This is a genomic window from Parafrankia irregularis (assembly GCF_001536285.1).
Lineage (GTDB): Bacteria > Actinomycetota > Actinomycetes > Frankiales > Frankiaceae > Parafrankia > Parafrankia irregularis.
Genome location: NZ_FAOZ01000002.1, coordinates 485705 through 500806 on the forward strand (window position 1 = coordinate 485705; position 15102 = coordinate 500806).

At 71.7% G+C, this 15102-nt stretch carries 12 protein-coding genes; 7 read left to right on the forward strand and 5 right to left on the reverse strand.

Features of this window, described 5'->3' with window-relative positions; genetic code table 11:
* Nucleotides 1–133: 133 nt before the first annotated feature.
* The gene (locus tag AWX74_RS04680; protein WP_226931046.1) at nucleotides 134–1075 is read left to right on the forward strand and encodes an iron-siderophore ABC transporter substrate-binding protein; all 942 of its coding nucleotides are present in this window, start codon (nucleotides 134–136) and stop codon (nucleotides 1073–1075) included.
* Between the two features lie 125 nt (nucleotides 1076–1200).
* On the opposite strand, the gene AWX74_RS04685 is transcribed toward AWX74_RS04680, so the two are convergent.
* Entirely contained in the window at nucleotides 1201–2148 is a 948-nt protein-coding gene (locus AWX74_RS04685) for a methionyl-tRNA formyltransferase (RefSeq protein WP_091271843.1), read from the reverse strand.
* Between the two features lie 615 nt (nucleotides 2149–2763).
* On the opposite strand from AWX74_RS04685, the gene AWX74_RS04690 reads away from it, so the two are divergent.
* Entirely contained in the window at nucleotides 2764–3126 is a 363-nt protein-coding gene (locus AWX74_RS04690) for a hypothetical protein (RefSeq protein WP_193209746.1), read from the forward strand.
* Nucleotides 3127–3238: 112 nt separating this feature from the next.
* On the opposite strand, the gene AWX74_RS04695 is transcribed toward AWX74_RS04690, so the two are convergent.
* Both AWX74_RS04695 and AWX74_RS04700 read right to left on the reverse strand, forming a co-directional pair.
* Nucleotides 3239–5059 carry a serine/threonine-protein kinase gene (locus tag AWX74_RS04695; RefSeq protein ID WP_091271849.1) on the reverse strand — a complete coding sequence of 607 codons (1821 nt, stop codon included), beginning with the start codon at nucleotides 5057–5059 and terminating at the stop codon, nucleotides 3239–3241.
* 81 nt (nucleotides 5060–5140) lie between these two features.
* Complete coding sequence (locus tag AWX74_RS04700; RefSeq protein ID WP_091271851.1) at nucleotides 5141–7531, reverse strand: serine/threonine-protein kinase; 2391 nt, start codon at nucleotides 7529–7531, stop codon at nucleotides 5141–5143.
* Nucleotides 7532–7758: 227 nt separating this feature from the next.
* Between AWX74_RS04700 and AWX74_RS04705 the strand changes: the two genes are divergently transcribed.
* The 4 genes from AWX74_RS04705 (at nucleotide 7759) to AWX74_RS04720 (ending at nucleotide 11556) form a co-directional block, all read left to right on the forward strand.
* Entirely contained in the window at nucleotides 7759–8196 is a 438-nt protein-coding gene (locus AWX74_RS04705; RefSeq protein ID WP_091272112.1) for a cytidine deaminase, read from the forward strand.
* Complete coding sequence (locus tag AWX74_RS04710; RefSeq protein WP_091271853.1) at nucleotides 8193–9503, forward strand: thymidine phosphorylase; 1311 nt, start codon at nucleotides 8193–8195, stop codon at nucleotides 9501–9503. Before AWX74_RS04705 ends, AWX74_RS04710 begins: the two co-directional genes overlap by 4 nt.
* Before the next feature lie 254 nt (nucleotides 9504–9757).
* A complete protein-coding gene (locus tag AWX74_RS04715) occupies nucleotides 9758–10873 on the forward strand; it encodes an adenosine deaminase (protein WP_091271855.1) in 1116 nt (371 codons plus the stop codon).
* An 89-nt stretch (nucleotides 10874–10962) separates the two neighbouring features.
* A complete protein-coding gene (locus tag AWX74_RS04720; protein ID WP_091271859.1) occupies nucleotides 10963–11556 on the forward strand; it encodes a DNA-3-methyladenine glycosylase I in 594 nt (197 codons plus the stop codon).
* 106 nt (nucleotides 11557–11662) lie between these two features.
* Here AWX74_RS04720 and AWX74_RS04725 read toward each other — a convergent pair whose 3' ends face one another.
* Together AWX74_RS04725 and AWX74_RS04730 are read right to left on the reverse strand one after the other, a co-directional pair.
* Entirely contained in the window at nucleotides 11663–12841 is a 1179-nt protein-coding gene (locus AWX74_RS04725; RefSeq protein ID WP_091271861.1) for a PfkB family carbohydrate kinase, read from the reverse strand.
* 39 nt (nucleotides 12842–12880) lie between these two features.
* Nucleotides 12881–14332 (reverse strand): NAD(P)H-quinone dehydrogenase, encoded by a 1452-nt coding sequence (locus tag AWX74_RS04730; RefSeq protein ID WP_054570529.1) that lies wholly within the window; start codon nucleotides 14330–14332, stop codon nucleotides 12881–12883.
* A gap of 221 nt (nucleotides 14333–14553) precedes the next feature.
* Between AWX74_RS04730 and AWX74_RS04735 the strand changes: the two genes are divergently transcribed.
* Nucleotides 14554–14994 (forward strand): gamma-glutamylcyclotransferase family protein, encoded by a 441-nt coding sequence (locus tag AWX74_RS04735; protein WP_054570530.1) that lies wholly within the window; start codon nucleotides 14554–14556, stop codon nucleotides 14992–14994.
* Nucleotides 14995–15102 lie beyond the last annotated feature (108 nt).

The following is a 15102-nucleotide window of genomic DNA, read 5'->3' on the forward strand; positions in this document are numbered from 1 at the left end:
TTTAGGTTAAGCTAACCAAAATTTTATTCGATCAAGCGAATCGTCGCGCTGGCGTGGCGAGGGCGGAAGGCTGAGGACTGTAGTGCGGGGAATAGCGCGCACACTGGCAGCACTGTGTGTTGCCGGTGCGGTCATGACCGGGCTGGTGGCCTGTGGGGATGACGACGACAGCGGTTCGACCCAGGCGGATACCGCGGCGGCCGCCGGTTTCCCGGTAACCATCGAGCACAAGTTCGGTTCTACGACGATTGACAAGGCGCCGACGAGAATCATCGCCTTGAGCTACGAAGAGGACACGTTGGCGACGCTCGGCATCACGCCGATCGCCTACGCGACGAACCCCTACAAGGAAGACGGGAAGTTCCCCTGGCTCGACGGCAAGATCGACCTTGCCAAGAGCACGGGTCTGGACACCAGCGGCGACCTCAACCTCGAGCAGATCGCCTCGCTGAAGCCAGACCTCATCCTCGCCACCAACTTCTACGGGCTCGAGGACTACTACGACCGGCTCTCCGAGATCGCGCCGACGGTCGCCTACAAGACCGAGGCCGGCATCGCGACCTGGCAGGAGGTCAGCACGACGATCGGCAAGGCGGTCGGGCGTGAGGCCGACGTCGCCAAGGCGGTCGCCGCCACCGAGAAGAGCATCACCGACACCGCGGCGAAGCTTCCCGGGCTGAAGGACAAGACATTCAGCTACAGCTTCTACTACGACGCCAACGGCCTCGCGGTGATCGACGACCCGGAGACCGTCTCCATCCAGCTGTACTCCCAGCTCGGCATGAAGCTCTCGCCGAAGGTGACGGCCAGTGTCGTCGACCGCGAACTGAGCCTGGAGAAGGTCGGCGAGCTCGACGCCGACTTCCTGCTGATCGGGTACGCCACGGACGAGCTGCGCACCCAGATGGACGCGAACGACCTGTTCAAGAAGATTCCGGCGGTCGTGGACGGTCGTGCGCTGGAGGTGGACGCATTCACCGCGGGTGCGGTCAACAACCCGACCATCCTGAACATCCCGTGGCAGCTCGAGCAGCTTGAGTCGACCCTCGAGAAGGTCGCCGGCACCTCCGGCTGACGTGCCGGTCCGCACGGCACGGATTGGGACACGGCAGCACAGATAAACAGGCACAGCACCGAATGAACGCGGAAACCGGGCGGTACGCAGACAAGCGCGTGCCGCCCGGTTTCACTGCCGCAGATCTAGGCCCGGTCGGTGAGGTACCCGCCCATGGTCGTGAAGTAGTCCGTCGCCGCCAGCTCGCGGCCGTCGTCCAGGCGCACGGTGCGGATCAGTAGTCCGTGGCTGCGTCCATGCCGTGCCTGCGCGCCCGCGACGATGACCACGCCGTCACCCTCGCGGATGAAGATCCGTCCAGGCGTGCCGCCGTAGCAGCCCTTGGAGACCTCGGCGGAGACGATGCGGACCCGCTCGCCGTTGCGGTAGGTGAACGCGTTGGGATAGGGGTCGCACTGGGCGCGCACAAGCCGGTCGAGCTCCTCGGCGGTCCAGGTCCAGTCGATGAGGCTGTCCCGCTCCGAGCGCTTGTGGAAGAAGCTGGCCTTCGAACGGTCCTGGGGAGCCCAGTCGGTGCGGCCGCTGGCCATCAGGTCCAGGCCCTCGACCGCCATCGGCCCGAACAGCGCGAGGGTGCGGTGGAACAGGTCGGTGGTGGTGTCACGCGGGCCGACCGGCACCCGGTGCTGCAGGACGACGTCACCGGCGTCGAGCTCGTCGCTCATGATGTGCGCTGTCACGCCCACCTCGGGCTCCCCGTTGATCAGCGCCCAGATCAACGGCGCGAACCCGGCGTAGGCGGGCAGCAGCGAGTCGTGGATGTTCAGCGTTCCCAGCCGCGGCAGGTTGAAGACCTGCGGCGGGATCCAGGTCCGCCAGTTGGTGGCGACGATGGCGTCGGGATCGGTCTCCTTGAGCAGCGACAGCAGGTCCTCGTCGTCAGGCCGGTTGCGAATCGCCACGGGAACGCCGTGCTCGGTGGCGAGGTCGGCCACCGAGTCATCCCAGATCTTCTCGTACGCGTGGTCGCTCTTCTCATGCGTCACGACCAGGGCGACGTCGTGATGGGAGTCGAGAAGAGCCTGCAGCGTGCGATGCCCCCAGGTCTGGTATCCGAACATTACGACCCGCATGTCTTGTGTTTCTCCTCTGGTCTGCGAACGGGGATCTTGCTGATACATCAGGGCATCAGGGCATCAGGGCATCAGGGCATGCCGGTAGCCGGACTGGGCCCTGGCGTCCGGTGTGGGGCTGGAAGAGCTGGTGCGGCGGGGCTGAAGACGGCGGGACGGCCAGACGGCAGGGCGCGCCGCACGCCACAACGCCACAACGTCGACACGGCCCTGGAGCGGTCAACGCGGCCCTGGAGACGGCCTGGCCGATCCGGTGGTTCCTGGTGCGCGAGGGAAGCGGCGGAAGGGAGGAAACCCCCGCTTAAGTGAGGCTTACCTATGTTGATGGTTATTGCCACGATATGTCAAGTGATCGTGATGTCCGGCGCCGGTCGCGGCGGTCCGCCGGTTCGGCGGGGCCGGTCACGTTGAGAAGAGCCCGCGGTGGTCGTCCGGGACGGGTCCGGTCGTCTCCGTGCTGGTCTGTGACGGTGCGGTGAATTCGCGCCTGACCTGCGGAAATACCCCGAATGGCCTCATAGCCTGACGTGCGGGACCGGCGGGCGGCGGCAAGCGCCGGCAGGTGCCTGGCCGCCAGGCCGCCGGGCTGTCGGGGGAGACAGGAGCTCGATCGACATGCGGGACCGTGACCGTTGCACCGCGACAGTCATGGGCGGTGGCCGTGGCTACGCCGTCCACCGGTGTGGCAGGCGGGCACTCGCCAGCGACCCGGACGGCCTGTGCCGCAGCCACCGCCTCCAGCAGGAGGGGGTGGCGGACACACCCCACGACGAGGACCGCTGGCGGACGAGTCGGGAACTCGAAGGACGCCTGCTCGAACTGTCCCGGCACCTGGCGACCTTCTACCGACTGCCCGTCGAGCTCGAGTACGACGAGGCCGGGGCGCCACGGGCCTGCACCGGCCGCATCGTCGTGAACCCCGAGGACCTGCTGAGAACGCTGCAGGCACAGGACCTCATGCCGCGCCGCCAGCGCTGAGCGGCGCTGCTGGCGCAAACCGCCGCTGCCGGCCGCCGCCGGGGTGGCCAGCCAGCCGCCGCGAGGGCCGGGCCGGCAGGCCACGCTGATCCCGGCTCTCGCGGACCGATTCTCAGAAGCCAGGCGGGGGGGTGCCCGACGGCGAGCCCGTCGGGCCGCCGGTCTGCGTGGACGGCGCATCCGGGCTGCGGGTCACCGGCGGCGTGCTCGCGGGTGTGGTGGTCGGCGTCGACGGCGGTGACACCTTGACCGGTGGGGTCGTCTCCGGCGGCGGCTCGTTGATCGGCGGCTGGGTCGCCTCCGGGGTGGGAGTCGTCGTCCGCCGGGGGCGGTAGGTCGACCGCGTCTGCGTCGGCGTCGGCTCGACGGTCGCCTCATCGGTGGCCGGAGCGAAGATTCCCTGCGCGGGTGTGGCCGACGGCGACGGCGTGACGTTGTCGACGTCGGTTCCCTGCGCCGGGTCCTTGCCGCCGGTGAGCAGCACGGTCAGCAGAATCGCGAGACCCGCCAGGGCGGCCGCCGCCCCGCCGGCGATGATCACGACGAGTGGGGGACGGCGTCCCGAGCCGGCGCCGCGGCCCGTCTCGCCGCGATGATCGCCTCGACCGGTGGACGACGCGCGGTGGGAGACCGGCACGCGACCGGTGCGATCGCCGCGCTCACGGTCGCGTGCGGCATCCCGATCCAGGCTCAGCAGTCCGGCGGCCAGGTTCGCGTCATCCTGGTCGAACAGGTCCGGCGCCGGAGCCAGCGGCCCGATCTGGGTGAGATCGTCATGCGGGCCGGTGGACGCGATCGGGTTCGGGCCGCTGACCGGGGAGAGACCGACCGCCGTCAGCTCGTCGTCGCCCCCGGGCAGCCCTGGAAGCGACGGCACGGGGGTGATCTCGTGGCCGGCCGGCAGCCGATCGGTCACGCCGATGTCCGCCGCCGGAGCCGCCTGCTGCTCCCCCTGGGGCGGGAAGGACGGAGCGGACGGAGCGGACAGGTTCTCCAGGCCGTCATCGGAGGCGACGAGGTCGTCGGACGGCTCGGCCGGGCGGCTGCGCGGATTCGTCACGACCGCCGGGACGGGCGTGGCGTTACGCGCGATCGGGGTCAGCCGGCGGCGGATCTCCTCGACGTCCGGGCGGAGCTCCGCGGGGCGGTCGAGCAGATCGGTGAGCAGCCCGCGCAGCGGTCCGGCCAGACGGAACGGCCGGCGGCGGCCCTCGACCACCGCACTCAGCACGGCGTAGGTCTCCGGCCCCTCGAAGGGCGGGCAGCCCTCGACCGCGGAGTAGAGGGTCGCGCCCAGGCCCCACAGGTCGCTCGCCGGCGTACCGGACGAACCACGGACCCGCTCGGGGGCGATGTAGGCCGGGGAACCGACGAGCGCGCCGGTGCCGGTCAGCGTGACGTCGCCCTCGGTCGCCGCGATGCCGAAGTCGGTGAGCCGGACCCGGTTGTCCCGCCCGAGCAGCACGTTGCCCGGCTTCACGTCACGGTGCAGCACACCGGCCGAATGCGCCGCCGCCAGCGCGTCGGCCAGCGCGAGACCGATCGCCGCGACCTGGTCGAAGGGCAGCGGACCGTGGTTCTTGATGGTGTCACCGAGGCTGTCCGCGTCGATGAGCTCCATGATGATCCAGTGCCGCTCATGCTCCTCGACGACGTCGAAGACGGAGACGATCGCCGGGCTGTGCAGCCTGGCCAGCGCCCGTGCCTCGCGTAGCACGCGGGCTCGGATCGCATCCCGCTCCGCCTGCGCGCCAGCCATCGGCACGAGAATTTCCTTGATGGCGACAGGACGCTGCAGCAGCTCATCTTCGCCGCGCCACACGACGCCGGCACCGCCGCGCCCGATGGGGGCGTCAAGGCGGTAGCGCTGCGCTACGTAGCGCGGTGTGCCGTGCCGAGAGGTATCCGGGGGCACGCTCGCCGATCTGGCCATCGATTCAAGTCTGACAGACGAATTGATCGGAGCACACGCTACCCCGCTCGTCAGGCGGACGGAATCCGGACACCGGGCAACTCACGACGCCGGCCTGAACGTCGAGAAGAGCTGCTGCATGAGCGGCTGGTTCGTCGCCCACAGCTCCTCGGGCGTGTGCCAGTACAGAGCGTAGCCATGCCCGTTTCGCACTGCGCCACGGTTGAGCACATGCACCGTCCCCCCACCACTGGAGGTGTAGGTGAACTCCCAGTCGGCCTGCCGTGCGCCGTCTGCCCCGTCGCCCGGTTCGATCCGTACCCGCTGGTAGTCCCTCACCTGGTCTCGAAAGCTTGTCTCGTTCCGGCGCCAGTCCTCGATGGCCGAGGTGTTCGCCGTCGCGATACTTCCGATGCGCATGAAAGTACCAGTCTCAGTATCCACGAAGTCCATGTTCCCCGTGCCTCCGCGGCCCGGCCGGCTTTCCCACGTCGCCGGGTAGGCGATCGACCACCCGCTCGGGTCGGTGTAGCCGACCCAGCCGGCCGCCGGAACGACCGGGGTGGAATCGGTCGCGACGACGCCTCCCGCCGCGACGGCTGCGGCCCGCGGATCGACGGTCGAGGTCGGAGCGGATGCGGACCCCGAATCCTCGTCCGTGCCGCCGCCGCGGGCGACGAGGATGGCGATCACCGCGCAGACAACGACCAGCGTGGTCGCGACCAGCATCACAGTGCGCCGCCGGGGGCCCGTCCGTGTCACCGCGCCCGTACCCGCGGAGGAGCTTGCGGCCGTCTCCCCGGCCACGGCTCCGGCCACAGCCCCGGACCCGGCTGAAGCCGCGGCTGTGTCGGCGGCCGTGCTCGTGTCCGGGGGCGCTGCCGTGGCCTCCGCTGCCGTGGCCCTGGCTTCGACGGCCCTGGGTTCGAGGGCCCTCGGCTTCACGGCGACTGTCGCGTCCACGCTCGCGGTCGGAACCGCACCGGAGGCCGGGGCCGTCGTGGCTGGCGTCCCGCGGGGGCCCTCGGGCGCCGAGGAAATGACCGGTGCCGGTGCCGGTGCGGCGGAGGGCGCGGGGATCACAGCCGTGGAGTCGGGCGGGGTGGCCGTCACCGTGGCGGCGGGCGGGGTGGCCGCGGCCGTGGCGGTGTCAGCCGCCGGAGCCTGCTGGGAGGCCTGTTGCACCCGTGCCGGGATCCCGCCGAGTGCCCGCATGCGGTCGAGTCCGCGCAGCCGGTCGGTCTGGCGTGTCCTGTCCGCGTCGCGGTTGCGGTCGGGTGCGGCGGCGCGCAGCCGGTCCATCGCACGGACCCGTTCCAGGCGGCTCGCGAACCGGGACGACGACGACGGCGGACCGTCCCCCCGAGGCCGCAGCACGGTCGTCTCCGACCCCGCGACCGCGGGGCCTCCAGTCGCGCCAGGAGCACCAGTCGCGCCAGGAGCGGCGACCGCTGGCGGGGGCACGGCGGCGCCGGCTGTCGGCCGGCTGGTCAGCACGGTCTCATCCGCTGCCCCGAGGACCATCGTCGGCGCCGGCTCCGGCCGTGGTGAGAGGGCGGCCGCGACCCCCGGCGGCGGCGGGGTGGCGGTCGACACCGGCGGGCGGGCCGGGCGGCTGCGGGTGCGATGCGGGCGGCCGCGCTCCTCCTGCTCCAGGATCTCGCGCATCCGCGCGCGCACCATGGCCAGGCTCGGGCGATGCGCCTGGCTCGGGGCCATCAGCTCGTCGATGACCGGCGAGAGCCGCCCGGCGGCCTGGAAGGGCCGGCGGCGGCCCTGCACCACCGCCGCGAGCACGGCGATCGGATCGCCACCGGGAAACGGGGAGGCACCCTCGACACTGGTGAACAGAGTGGCGCCCAGCCCCCAACGGTCACTCGCGGCCGTCCCGGCGTCGCCGCGGGCGCGCTCGGGTGACAGGTAGGCGGGTGAGCCCAGGACCATCCCGGTGCTGGTCAGCCGGGGGTCGCCGTGGCTGACGGCGATGCCGAAGTCGGTGAGCCGTGCCCGCTGATCGCCGGTCACGAGCACGTTGCTCGGCTTGACGTCGCGGTGGACTATGCCCAGCCGATGCGCCGCCTCCAGGGCGTAGGCGAGACTGATCCCGATCCGGCAGACCTCGGCGACGCTCAGCGCCCCGCGCTCATCGATGATCTTCGACAGGGCCTGCCCGTCGACGAGCTCCATCACGATCCACGGCAGGTCGCCCTCGGAGATGACGTCGAGCACCGCCACCGCGCCCGGGTGATGCAGCCGGCCCGCGGCGCGGGCCTCGCGCAGCACCCGTTCCCGGGCGAGCTCCCGCTCCTGTTCGCTGCCGTCGGTGGGTAGCAGCACCTCCTTGACGGCCACCTGCCGGCGCAGCAGCTCGTCCGTCGCGCGGTGCACGACACCGAAGCCGCCACGGCCGATCACACCGTCGAGCCGGTACCGGCGCCCGATGAGCACGCGTGGAGCGGCTGGATCGGGAGCGTCACGGCGCTCGCCTGGCATCGGCAGTCCTCTCCGCTCGGCGCTCCATCATCCCCATGGGATCACACCCGGTACACCTCCCGTCAGTGGGGCATGCTGGTCGGGGCCCGGTGCGGCCCGGTGCGGCCCGGTGCGGGGCCGGCTCGGCGGGTCCCGACGAGCCCGCCCTGACCCGGCCCGGGCCGACGGCGACCCGGCTCGGCCACGGTGCCGACCGGGTCAGGAGACCGACCAACCCGGGAGGGAACGTGGACGACAACGCCTGGCTACGGCTGCGCGACGAGGCCGTGAAGGCCGCGCAGTACGCCTATGCGCCCTACTCGGGCCTTCAGGTGGGTGCCGCCGCGGTGGTCGATGACGGCCGTGTCGTGGTCGGCTGCAACGTCGAGAACGCATCGTATGGCCTGACCCTGTGTGCCGAATGTGGACTTGTGTCGGCGCTGCGGGCGAGTGGTGGCGGGCGTCTCGTCGCCTTCGTGTGCGTGAACGCGGCCGGCGCGCTGCTCGCGCCCTGCGGGCGTTGCCGGCAGCTGCTCCACGAGCACGGCGGCCCGCAGCTGTTGGTCACCACGGCCAGTGGGGTGCGGACACTGGCCGAGCTGCTCCCCGACGCCTTCGGCCCCGCCGCCCTCCCGCCCACAGCCACGGTGTCCGCCGCCGGGCCGGGGACGGAGCCGGTGGCATGAGCGCCTTCGATGTGGTCGATCTCATCCGCGCCAAGCGGGACGGCGCCGCGTTGCCCGGGGACGCGATCGCCTGGCTGCTCGACAGCTACACCGGCGGCCGGGTCGCCGACGAGCAGATGGCCGCCTACCTGATGGCCGTGTGCTGGCACGGCATGACCGAGGACGAGCTGGATCACTGGACCGCCGCGATGATCGCCAGCGGCGAGCGCCTCGACCTGGCCGGGCTGCCCCGGCCGACCGTGGACAAGCACTCGACCGGAGGCGTCGGCGACAAGGTCTCCCTGGTGCTCGTCCCGCTGGTGGTGGCGTGCGGGGCGGCTGTCCCGCAGGCGGCGGGACGCGGGCTCGGGTACACCGGCGGCACTCTCGACAAGATGGAGGCGATCCCGGGCTGGCGCGCGGATCTCGACGCCGAGCGGATGCGGCGGATCCTCGCCGAGGTCGGCGGTGTGATCTGTGCCGCCGGGGCTGGCCTGGCCCCGGCCGACCGCCGGCTCTACGCGCTGCGTGACGTCACCGGCACCGTCGAGTCGATCCCGCTGATCGCCTCCTCGATCATGAGCAAGAAGATCGCCGAGGGCACCTCGGCCCTGGTGCTGGACGTCAAGGTCGGGAGCGGCGCGTTCATGACCTCGGTCGACGACGCGCACGAGCTGGCCCGCACCATGGTCCGGCTCGGCACCCGCGCCGGGGTCCGGACGGAGGCCCTGATCACGGCGATGGACACGCCGCTGGGCCGCACCGCCGGCAACGGCCCCGAGGTGGCCGAGGCCGTCGAGACGCTGCGCGGCGGGGGGCCCGCCGACCTCGTCGAGATCACGGTCGCGTTGGCGAGGATCATGCTCGACCTGGCCGGCCTCGGTCCGGGTTCGTCGGGTTCGTCGGGCTCGCCGGCACCGGATCCGGCGGCGGTGCTGGCCTCCGGGGCCGCCCACGAGGTGTGGCGCGCGATGGTGAGAGCGCAGGGCGGTGATCCGGACGCGGCGCTGCCCACGCCCGCGTTCACCCAGGTCGTGCCCGCTCCGGCCAGTGGCTTCCTCAGCCGCCTCGAAGCCCGTGCCGTGGGTGTCGCCGCCTGGCGGCTGGGCGCCGGGCGGGCGCGCAAGGAGGACGCGGTCGTGCCCGCGGCGGGTCTTCGCTGGTTCGCCGGAGTGGGGGAGGAGGTCAGGGCCGGAGAACCGCTGATCGAGCTCTACAGCGACGACGAGTCGACGTTCCCGCGCGCCGTCGAGGCGCTGGCCGGCGCAGTCTCCGTCACCAGGACCCGACCTGCCTCCGCACCTCTCGTGCTGGCTCATATCCGCTGATCCGGCGACCGGCTGATCCGGCGACCGGCTGACCCGGCGACGGGCTGACCGGTTGACCGGTTGGCGGACCGACCGGTTGGCAGGCGGCCTCGCGAGCCCGCTGGCCGGCGGCCTGCGGTGTCGCCGCCGCGCCGGCCGGGACTCGCCGAGGCCGCCACGACGGCCGGCCGCGCGGTGCGGACTAACGTGGCGACAAGGGACTCGCGGGCCTGGCGGCGAACCGGCAGACCGGGTCCGAAGGCCAGGTCCGGCGGATGAGGCCGGCGGGTGGGGGCGAGGTGGTGGGTGTGATCACCGAATCCGAGATCCGGCGGGCGCCGAAGGTCCTGCTCCACGATCATCTGGATGGCGGGCTGCGGCCCGAGAGCATCGTCGAGCTGGCGGACGCCACGGGCTACGGCGGCCTGCCGACCACGGACGTCGACAAGCTCCGGACCTGGTTCCGCGGCGGCGCCCACACCGGGTCCCTGGTGCGCTACCTGGAGACGTTCAGCCACACGGTGGGCGTCATGCAGACGGCGGACGCGCTGGCCCGGGTCGCGCGTGAGTGCGCCGAGGACCTGGCCGCCGACGGTGTCGTCTACGCCGAGGTCCGGTTCGCCCCCGAGCTGCACGTCGGGCAGGGCCTCTCGCTCGACGACGTCGTCGAAGCCGTGCTGGACGGTTTCCGCGCCGGGTCCGCCGGAACCGGTCTGCACATCCGGGCACTGCTGACCGCGATGCGTCACCAGGCCCGTTCGCTGGAGATCGCGGAGCTGGCCGTGCGCTGGCGGGAGGCCGGCGTGGTCGGCTTCGACATCGCCGGAGCGGAGGCGGGCAACCCGCCGACCCGGCACCTCGACGCCTTCCAGTACATGCAGCGCGCGAACGGCCACTTCACGATCCACGCCGGGGAGGCCTTCGGGCTCCCGTCCATCTGGGAGGCGCTGCAGTGGTGCAACGCCGACCGGCTCGGGCACGGCGTGCGCATCGTCGACGACATCACGGTCGACCCCGACGGCAACGCGACGCTGGGCGATCTGGCCAGCTTCGTGCGGGACGTCCGTGTTCCGCTCGAGATGTGCCCATCGTCGAACGTGCACACGGGGGCGGCGCCGAGCCTGGACCGCCACCCGATCGGCCTGCTGCGCGACCTGCGGTTCCGGGTGACGGTGAACACCGACAACCGGCTGATGAGCGGTGTCACCCTGTCCAGCGAGTTCGCCGCCCTGGTCGAGACGTTCGGGTATGGCTGGCCGGACATCAGCTGGCTGACCATCAACGCGATGAAGTCGGCGTTCCTGCCGTTCGACCAGCGCCTCATGTTGATCAACGACGTCATCAAGCCCGGTTTCGACGCGCTGACCCCGCCGGGCGCACCCGGAGCCTGACCGGGCGGGCAGCGGCGCCCGGCCGGTGTGACCTGGGTGCCTGACCGGCGTGACCTGGATGTCCGGCCGGGCGTGAGATGGTGGCGGCTATGGCTGATGACCCGGTCCGTGGTGCCGTCGCGGGCCCGGACGGCGCGCTGCGCTGCCCGTGGGCGCTGTCGACGCCGCTGTACATCGACTACCACGACACGGAATGGGGCCGGCCGGTCCGGGACACCGTCGGCCTGTTCGAGCGGATCACGCTGGAGGCGTTCCAGTCCGGGCTGTCCTGGCTGACGATCCTGCGCAAGCGGCCGGCGTTCCGGGCGGCCTTCGCCGGGTTCGACCCAGCGACCGTCGCGGCGTTCGACGACCAGCGGGTCACGGAGCTGCTCGTGGACGCCGGCATCGTCCGGAACCGTCGCAAGATCGAGGCGACGATCATGAACGCCCGCGCCGTGCTCGCCCTGGACGAACCGCTGGAGGACATCGTGTGGTCCTTCGCGCCGCCGTCGCCGGGCGCGGCTCCGCTGACGCTCGCCGACGTCCCCGCGGTGACCGCCGAGTCGAAGGCCCTGGCCAAGGCATTGCGCGGGCGGGGCTTCGTCTTCCTCGGCCCGACCACCGCGTACGCGCTGATGCAGGCCTGCGGGCTGGTGGACGACCACCTCGACGGCTGCGTGGCGCGCGGTGTGACGGGCTGAGGCCGGCACCGCTTGAAGATCACGGGATTTTGGCTGTCCTGACGACCAGGATCGTCAACTCCTGCTCGGCGGCAGTCGTCGGGCGGGGGCAGTCGTCGGGCGGGCGTCAGGTCATCCAGCTCCGCGGGCCGAAGGTCTGCACGGAGCGGGCCGCGACCCGGGAGGCCTCGCCGAGCGAGGAGACCAGCTCGTCGGTCGCGATCGCGCCGTGGGCCACCATCCAGGCGAAGGCGCCGTGGAAGATGTCGCCCGCGCCCAGAGTGTCGCGGGCGGTGACGACGGGTGGCAGCACGTAGCCGCGCCGGTCCTTCGTCGCCCAGCGAATCGGGCCCGGCCCGTCCGTGACGGCGACGAAGAAGGGGCCGTAGTGCAACAGCAGGTCCAGGATGTCCGCGCCGGGGTCGAAGCCGGGCGGTCGGAACGCGGTGGAGCAGATCACCACGTCGACCAGCGGCAGGATCCGCTCGGTGCCCGGCTTCCAGCTTCCGCCGTCAAGCAGGACCGGCGGCCCGCCGCGCCGTAGCGACCGGAGCAGGCCGATCGCGGCGTCCACCTGGTGGCCGTCGACGAGCACGACGTCGGCGTCGGCGACGGCGGCCGCGGCGGCGGTGTTCGCCGTGCACCGCGGCACCATCCCGTGCGTCGAGGCCACCGCGCGCTCGCCGGTCACGGAGGTGACCATGACCGCCGACATCGGCAGGGCGAACGAGCTTCCCGGGCTGGCCGGGCCGTTGCCGACGGTCCCGGCCACGCCGCCGTCGCCGGTCACGGCGGTGTTCGCAGCGGCGGCGCGACCGCGCCCGAAGGAGCCGGCCTGGCCTGGGACGACCAGGCCGCCGTTCTCGACAGCACCGGGATGACCGGTTCCGGTGACCTTGGCGCGCATGACGGCTCCGGTGGTGGCGGGCGGGCCGTACTTGGCCCGGATGCCGCTCGCACGGGTTCCAGGCGGCAGATGCGGGGCTCCGACCTGGCCCAGGTGCTGGCCCGCTCCGCCCGCCCCGCCGGCCGGGTCGCCGGCGGTCTGCTCGGGCACCAGCTCGAGGTGGCGGATCCGGTGGCGGGCGAGATCCGCGTGCACCAGCGCGGCCGCGGGGGAGGTGCCGATCGCGCTCACCAGGCAGGGGCGCCCGCCGAGGTACGCGAACGTCACCGCCGCGTTCGTCGCGGGACCGCCGGCATTCATGGCGAAATCCCGGGCCACGCACTTCTCGTCGGCGCCTGGCAGCTGGTCGACGAGGTAGACCGAATCAAGCGTCGTCAGGCCGACGAAGACGCCTTTCATGCGCCCATTATCCGGCCTGCGCCGGAGTGGCAGGCCTGTTCAGGCGGGGGTGTCGAACCCGGCGAACAGGTCGCGAGGCCGCAGGACCCGGGCCGCTTCGGTGATGGAACCGGACAAGGAGGGATAGATCGAGAAGGTGTGTGCGATCTGGTCCACGGTGAGACCGTTCTCCACCGCGATGGAAATTGAGAGGATTAGTTCACTTGCACGCGGAGCGACGATGACGCCACCGAGCACGCTGCCACTTCCGGGCCGACAGAACAACTTCACGAAACCATCCGATATCCCCATCATCTTCGCTCGGGGATTGCGGGCCAGTGGCACCGTGGTGACCTCGGCGGCGATCGCGCCGGAGTCCTTCATCCGCTGCGTCACGCCCACCGTGGCGATCTCGGGCTCGGTGAAGATGTTCGAGGAGACGGTGCCCAGCCGCAGCGGGGTGACCGCCTCGCCCAGCGCGTGCCACATCGCGATGCGCCCCTGCATGGCCGCCACCGAGGCCAGCGGGAGCACCCCGGTGCAGTCACCGGCCGCGTACACGCCGGGAACCGACGTCCGTGACATGCGGTCGACCACGATGTGGCCACCCGAGCCGAGGCGCACGCCGACCTCGGTGAGCCCGAGGCTCTTCGTCCGTGGGACCGAGCCCACCGCCATCAGGGCGTGGCTGCCGGTCACGGCCCTGCCGTCGGTCAGCTCCACGAGCACACCGTCACCGATCCGCCGCACGGACGCGGCGCGGGAGCGGTTGAGCACCTGGATGCCACGACGGACGAAGACGTCCTCGATCACGCGGGCGGCGTCGGAGTCCTCACCGGGCAGCACCCGCTCGCGGGAGGACACCAGGGTCACCTCCGCGCCCAGCGCACGGTAGGCGCTCGCGAACTCGGCGCCGGTCACCCCGGAGCCCACGACCACCAGGTGCTCCGGGATCTCCTTCAGGTCGTACAGGTGACGCCAGGTGAGGATGCGTTCGCCGTCCGGCTCGCAGCCGGGGACCTCGCGGGGTGAGGCACCGGTCGCGACCAGCACGACGTCGCCGACGAAGGTCTCACCGTCCGCGGTCTCGACGGCGTGCGGGCCGACCAGCCGCCCGGTGCTGTGCACCACGTGGACGTGCTCGCGCTCGAGGTGGTGGCGGATGTCGGCGGACTGCGCCAGGGCCAGCGCCCGCACCCGCTCGTTGACCTGCTCGGGATCCACCGACACCACGTCGGGCGGGGTGAGGTGCGGCGGCTCGGTCAGCTCCCAGCTGCCGACCTCGGCACCGGGGTCGGCATGCGGACGGACCCCGAGCGCCGGTGCCATCGCGAAGTTCGTCATCGTCTCCGAGGTCGCGATGAGAGCCTTGGACGGAACGCAGTCGGTCAGGACGCAGGCGCCGCCGATGCCGTCGGAGTCGATCACGGTCACCGTGGCGCCTAGCGACGCGGCGACCAGGGCTGCCTCGTAGCCCCCCGGCCCGCCGCCGAGGATGACGATTCGCGTCACGTGAGGTCCTCCCTGAGCTCGCGGTACCCCTCTAGTTTGCCCCTCTTCCGACGTCCCTCTCGTTCCGGTTCGGTCGGCTCCGTAGTATCTCCACCGACGTCGGACGACCTGATGTGACGTCGGTTCATCCCGTGACCCACCCCCGTGACGCCGGCGGCCACTCCCGGCGTGGCAGCACCCCGCGTCAACACACCTGGCGGGGAGATCGGAAGACCCCGACGATGACGAAGTACGCCGCCTACGCGAGCAACCTCGATCCGACGCACATGAAGGAACGTGCGCCGCACTCCCCGGTGATCGGTACCGGGTGGATCAGGGGTTGGCGCCTGACCTTCGGCGGTGAGAACGTCGGTTGGGATGGCGCGCTCTCGACCATCGTCGAGGCGCCGGGCTCCCACGTGTACGTGCTCCTCTACGACCTCGATCGTTACGATCTGGAGCGTCTCGATGTCTGGGAGGGGGCGGACACCGGCCTCTACACCCGGATCCGGGTACGGGTGTCCACTCTGGACGGTGAGAGCCTGGCCTGGACGTACGTCCTGAACGCCTACGAGGGCGGGCTGCCGTCACGCAACCACGTCGACAAGATCGCCGATGCCGCGGAGAAGGCGGGCGCGCCGTCCGAATACGTCTCCGAGCTGCGGAGCCGCCCGATCGCATGACCCACGGCGGCCACCGGCACCAGCCGCCCGCCGGCGCGGCACCGGTGCCAGCCGCGGACTGGCACCGGCCGTCCACCGGCGCTGGAGCCAGCCGCTGACCGGTGGCCG

Coding starts and splice junctions, on each gene's coding strand:
- AWX74_RS04725 (WP_091271861.1), bottom strand. CDS start 12,841: ATGAAAGGCGTCTTCGTCGGCCTGACGACGCTTGATTCGGTCTACCTC.
- AWX74_RS04735 (WP_054570530.1), top strand. CDS start 14,554: ATGACGAAGTACGCCGCCTACGCGAGCAACCTCGATCCGACGCACATG.
- AWX74_RS04700 (WP_091271851.1), bottom strand. CDS start 7,531: ATGCCAGGCGAGCGCCGTGACGCTCCCGATCCAGCCGCTCCACGCGTG.
- AWX74_RS04710 (WP_091271853.1), top strand. CDS start 8,193: ATGAGCGCCTTCGATGTGGTCGATCTCATCCGCGCCAAGCGGGACGGC.
- AWX74_RS04715 (WP_091271855.1), top strand. CDS start 9,758: ATGAGGCCGGCGGGTGGGGGCGAGGTGGTGGGTGTGATCACCGAATCC.
- AWX74_RS04695 (WP_091271849.1), bottom strand. CDS start 5,059: ATGGCCAGATCGGCGAGCGTGCCCCCGGATACCTCTCGGCACGGCACA.
- AWX74_RS04690 (WP_193209746.1), top strand. CDS start 2,764: ATGCGGGACCGTGACCGTTGCACCGCGACAGTCATGGGCGGTGGCCGT.
- AWX74_RS04685 (WP_091271843.1), bottom strand. CDS start 2,148: ATGCGGGTCGTAATGTTCGGATACCAGACCTGGGGGCATCGCACGCTG.
- AWX74_RS04680 (WP_226931046.1), top strand. CDS start 134: ATGACCGGGCTGGTGGCCTGTGGGGATGACGACGACAGCGGTTCGACC.
- AWX74_RS04720 (WP_091271859.1), top strand. CDS start 10,963: ATGGCTGATGACCCGGTCCGTGGTGCCGTCGCGGGCCCGGACGGCGCG.